This is a genomic window from Weissella sp. DD23 (assembly GCF_001579105.1).
GTDB lineage: Bacteria > Bacillota > Bacilli > Lactobacillales > Lactobacillaceae > Weissella > Weissella cibaria.
Genome location: NZ_KQ970390.1, coordinates 426,060 through 430,800, shown reverse-complemented (window position 1 = coordinate 430,800; position 4,741 = coordinate 426,060). Strand labels below are relative to the sequence as shown.

5 protein-coding genes are annotated in these 4,741 nt (G+C 42.1%); 4 read left to right on the top strand and 1 reads right to left on the bottom strand.

The window, feature by feature from the left end:
- Positions 1 to 139: 139 nt before the first annotated feature.
- Positions 140 to 760, bottom strand: a complete 621-nt coding sequence (locus WEIDD23_RS02060; protein WP_010373712.1) for a GntR family transcriptional regulator — start codon at positions 758 to 760, stop codon at positions 140 to 142.
- 301 nt (positions 761 to 1,061) lie between these two features.
- Here WEIDD23_RS02060 and WEIDD23_RS02055 point away from each other — a divergent pair, with 301 nt between their 5' ends.
- From WEIDD23_RS02055 to WEIDD23_RS02045, 4 genes are all read left to right on the top strand, one after another.
- Positions 1,062 to 2,249: a quaternary amine ABC transporter ATP-binding protein gene (locus tag WEIDD23_RS02055; protein WP_010373711.1), complete on the top strand. Its 1,188-nt coding sequence runs from the start codon at positions 1,062 to 1,064 to the stop codon at positions 2,247 to 2,249.
- 3 nt (positions 2,250 to 2,252) lie between these two features.
- The gene (locus WEIDD23_RS02050) at positions 2,253 to 3,971 is read left to right on the top strand and encodes an ABC transporter permease/substrate binding protein (protein WP_010373710.1); all 1,719 of its coding nucleotides are present in this window, start codon (positions 2,253 to 2,255) and stop codon (positions 3,969 to 3,971) included.
- A gap of 11 nt (positions 3,972 to 3,982) precedes the next feature.
- Positions 3,983 to 4,150, top strand: a complete 168-nt coding sequence (locus WEIDD23_RS13405) for a hypothetical protein (protein WP_010373709.1) — start codon at positions 3,983 to 3,985, stop codon at positions 4,148 to 4,150.
- Between the two features lie 254 nt (positions 4,151 to 4,404).
- Positions 4,405 to 4,741 (top strand): FAD-dependent oxidoreductase (locus WEIDD23_RS02045; RefSeq protein WP_197458766.1); only part of this gene is annotated, 337 nt, incomplete at its 3' end.

Sequence of the window (4,741 nt, the reverse complement as noted above, 5' to 3'; positions counted from 1 at the left end):
CTGCCTCGTAACTGAACAGAAAAGTGCCAAATAGTAATAGTCCAATAACGGCTAACCTGACTAATATTCGCATCACATTGTTCTCCTAGATAAGAAATAGCTGGCTCGTTCAAGGATTCCTAAATTCGAGCCAGCTATTTTAGTTTTGATAAAAGAAGTTTGAAACACTCTGAACACTGTTTTGATCACCGACGAAGTAGAGTGTATCTCCCTGGAATACTTTCGCATAAGGACCGGGTGAGATTGTTAATTTATCTTCATGCATAATTCCCACTAAGGTTGTGCCCGTTTTGTGCCAAAAATTTAGTTCACGTAGCTCTTTTTCAAACATGGCCGATGGTACGGTTAAAGCCAATTCAAAAGGTGTTAAGGGATTGTGCTGTTGATAATGTTGTGACTGATCGATAAATGATTGTAGGGAAGTGCCTAAAGTAGCTAGCGCTGCTTGTTGGGCTTTAATTTGATTTTTGAGGTCTTGTTGTAGCGATTGTAAGCCGTTCACTTCTTGTTCAGTATTGACGTAGTCTTGGGCTTTTTGACGGGATGTCACAACCACGCCGCTACCATGACGTGTTTCAACAATGCCCAAATCCACTAATACGCTAATCGCACGTCGAGCCGTTTCAGCTGACACACCAAAAGTTGTGGCCAGAGTTGAGCGAGCATGAATTTTATCACCCACCTTCAATTGATTGGTGCTGATTTTTTCTGCAATTCGTAATGCAATAACGCGATATCGCGGTTGTTTAATTGCTGCCATGGATTTACCTCGAATTTAACTGTTTATCACTGCAACAATTGGCGAAGATCTAGAACCTTTACCATTTATATGTTGCCTTCGCCCTTTCAGAATAGCACACTTGTTTTCTATTGGACAACTTTTCCCGTGCGATAAATAAAATTGGTATACCATCAAAGCGTTAGCTTAATGATAGCATTTGTACCGTATATGCAACACGGCGGTACAGGCGTTTAAATTTGACCTAAGTGACAACTTTATGTTTACAATAGAGTTGTCACTTAGCGAAAGTGAGAGTATTCGATCAAGTAGGAGGAGAGTTATGGCTAAGGTAGAAATAGAGCACTTAACCAAGATTTTTGGTAAGCGAATCAAACCAGCATTGCAGTTGGTAGAAAAACAAGTACCAAAAACAGAAATATTAAAGCGTACTGGTGCGACAGTTGGTGTTTATGATGCTAACTTGTCAATTGAGGAAGGTGAAATTTTCGTGATTATGGGACTTTCAGGGTCTGGTAAGTCAACGTTAATCCGCTTATTAAACCGTTTGATTGAACCAACTTCAGGTTCAATTTTCCTTGATGGACAAGATGTCTCTAAACTAAACAAGGAACAATTATTGGATGTTCGTCGCAAGAAGATGAGCATGGTCTTCCAAAGTTTCGGGTTATTCCCGCATCGAACGATTCTAGAAAATACTGAGTATGGTCTAGAAGTGCAGGGCGTGCCAAAGGCCGAACGTCGTGAACGCGCTGAGAAAGCGCTGGACAACGCAAATTTGTTGGCCTTCAAGGATCAATATCCTAAGCAACTATCAGGTGGGATGCAACAACGTGTTGGATTGGCCCGCGCTTTGGCAAACGACCCTGAAATTTTGCTGATGGACGAAGCGTTTTCGGCTTTGGATCCGTTGATTCGTCGTGATATGCAAGATGAATTGCTTGATTTACAAGCAAAGTTTCAAAAGACAATTATTTTTATTTCCCACGATTTGAATGAAGCGCTTCGTATTGGTGATCGCATTGCGATTATGAAGGACGGACAAGTCCAACAAGTTGGTACGGGAGAAGAAATTCTGACGAACCCAGCGAACGATTACGTGCGTGAGTTTATTGAAGATGTTGACCGTTCAAAGGTTTTGACGGCTGAAAACATTATGATTCCACCAATTTATACGAACATCGAAGTTGATGGTCCAAACGTGGCGCTTAAGAAGATGCGTGTTGAAGAAGTCAGTGGCTTAGTTGCCATTGATCGTGGCCGTCATTTCCGTGGCTTTGTTACCAGTGAAGATGCCTTGCGTGCTCGTGCGGAAGGTTTGCCATTATCTGAAGTGGCGACTGAAATGCCAACGGTTGCGAAGGACATGGTTGTGGCAGATATTATGCCACTTATTTATGATTCACCAACCCCATTAGCGGTGGTTGATGAAGGACGTCTACGAGGCGTTATCATCCGTGGTCGAGTGCTTGAAGCGCTGGCAGAGACATCGGAAACGGAGGACAACTAATTTATGACATTATTAATTGGAAAAATTCCCGTCGCGGGTTGGGTCGAGTCGGCCGTTAATTGGTTAACGTCAAACCTGAGTGGCTTCTTTGACGCCATTCAAACCGGTGGTAATCATTTGATGAACGGGATGACAAATGGCTTGATTGCTATGCCATCTTGGGCAGTTATTATTGGCGTTACCATATTTGCCATTTTATCTTCTGGGAAAAAGTGGGGCTTTGCGGCCTTTACATTCCTAGGGTTATTGTTTATTGCCAATCAAAATTTGTGGTCTGATTTGATGAACACATTGACTTTGGTTGTGGTATCAAGTTTAGTATCAATTGTTATCGGTGTGCCATTGGGAATCTGGATGGCTAAAAAGGAAACAGTTGCTAAGATTGTGCAACCGGTCTTGGACTTTATGCAAACCATGCCTGGATTTGTGTACCTAATTCCGGCAGTTGCCTTCTTTGGAATTGGGGTAGTGCCTGGTGTATTTGCGTCAGTTATTTTCGCATTACCACCAACAGTGCGAATGTCAAATTTGGGTATCCGACAGGTACCGAAAGACTTGGTTGAAGCGGCCGATTCTTACGGTTCAACACCTAAGCAAAAATTATTTAAGTTAGAGTTACCTTTGGCGACTGGTACGATTTTAGCTGGTATTAATCAAACGATTATGTTGGCATTGTCAATGGTTGTGATTGCCTCAATGATTGGTGCACCAGGACTTGGTCGTGGTGTATTGTCAGCGGTTCAAAACGCTGATATTGGTAAGGGATTCGTTAATGGGCTAGCCTTAGTTATTCTGGCCATTATTATTGATCGCTTTACACAGAAGTTGAATGTTGACCCAGCGGCTAAACAACAAGCGTCAAAGGGTCGTTGGAAGATGTGGACAGCATTAGCAGTTGCTGTGGCTATGGTTGGAACCGGCGTTATCAATGCAGTTACTTCAACTAAGTCAGCCAAAGAATCTGTTAATTTGGTTTATGTACAATGGGATTCGGAAGTTGCCTCAAGCAATGTTTTAGCCGAGGCAATGCGTGAACATGGCTATAACGTTAAGTTAACGCCACTTGATAATTCGATTATGTGGCAATCTGTGGCTAATGGACAAGCGGATGCATCCGTGTCTGCCTGGTTACCTAATACACACGCTGCACAATATAAGAAGTACAAAGATCAAATTGATTTATTAGGACCAAATTTGACTGGCGCCACAACTGGTTTTGTCGTGCCAAGCTACATGAATGTTCAGTCGATTTCAGACTTGACCACACAAGCAGGTAAGACTGTAACCGGGATTGAGCCGGGGGCTGGTGTGATGAAGTCTGCGGACAAGGCTCTGGCAGACTATGGTCTTAAGGAACAGGGATGGACGGTCACGCCATCATCATCAGGTGCCATGGCAGTTGCGTTAGGTAAGGCGATTAAAGAACATAAGGACATCGTGATTACGGGGTGGCAGCCCCACTGGATGTTCCAAAAGTATGATTTGAAGTATCTAAAGGACCCAAAGCAATCATTTGGTAAGGCAGAATCGATCAATACGTTTACGCGTAAGGGATTAAAAGCTGATAAGCCAGACGTGTACAAAGTTTTGAAGAACTTCCATTGGACCAAAGAAGATATGGGTGAAGTAATGCTCGCAACTTCAAATGGTAAATCAGCGAAGGAAGCTGCCAAGGATTGGATTAAGGCACACCCTAAGCAGGTTGATGCTTGGTTCAAGTAATAGGAGGATGTATGACCGAACAAATTGAGGATGCCTGTATCTATTTCGTGGTACTGGCAGTAGTGATTATTATCAGTATGACGTTATTAGCAGACAAGTCTTTGTTTGCACAAGCAATGTTGCTTTTAGGAGCAATGACGGGAACCGTCATGCTTGTTAAACAATGGCGTGACAATTAATGAGGTTATAAAACCCGAGACAAGGAATTCGCTTGTCTCGGGTTTTTTCGTCTACTCATTTAAAAAATAGCTTGACGTATTTGCTCAGTAAGTTACAATTAGTTTGTGAGTTATCTAATTTATCGGACTTATTTACACTTGTAAATGGAACAAACGGTTGTTTCATCAGTGGGTTTAGTTGTGAATAATGTCGATAAATAGTTGTTGATAATTGCACAATGATAATAATTGAAAAATGTTGTGGGGTATATAACATGAAAATTGCAGTAATTGGTAGCACACACGCAGGAACCTTTTCAGCGACGCAAATTAAACAATTGCATGCTGAGGCTGACATTACGGTTTATGAACAGCACACGACGGTGTCGTTCCTGTCATGTGGGATTGCTTTGTGGGTAGGTAATCACGTTTCGGATGAACAACGTATGTTTTATGAAACACCAGCTTCAATGACTGAACAAGGAATTACAATGAAAATGCAACACCAAGTTGTTGAAGCCGACTTGGTAAACAAGCGTATTCGGGCTAAGAATCTATTGACCGGTGATTTTGCAGATGAGACGTTTGATAAAATTGTTATTACAACTGGTT

Excerpts from the sequence above, each read along its gene's own strand:
- WEIDD23_RS02060 (WP_010373712.1), bottom strand. The coding sequence starts at position 760 with ATGGCAGCAATTAAACAACCGCGATATCGCGTTATTGCATTACGAATT.
- WEIDD23_RS02055 (WP_010373711.1), top strand. The coding sequence starts at position 1,062 with ATGGCTAAGGTAGAAATAGAGCACTTAACCAAGATTTTTGGTAAGCGA.
- WEIDD23_RS02050 (WP_010373710.1), top strand. The coding sequence starts at position 2,253 with ATGACATTATTAATTGGAAAAATTCCCGTCGCGGGTTGGGTCGAGTCG.
- WEIDD23_RS13405 (WP_010373709.1), top strand. The coding sequence starts at position 3,983 with ATGACCGAACAAATTGAGGATGCCTGTATCTATTTCGTGGTACTGGCA.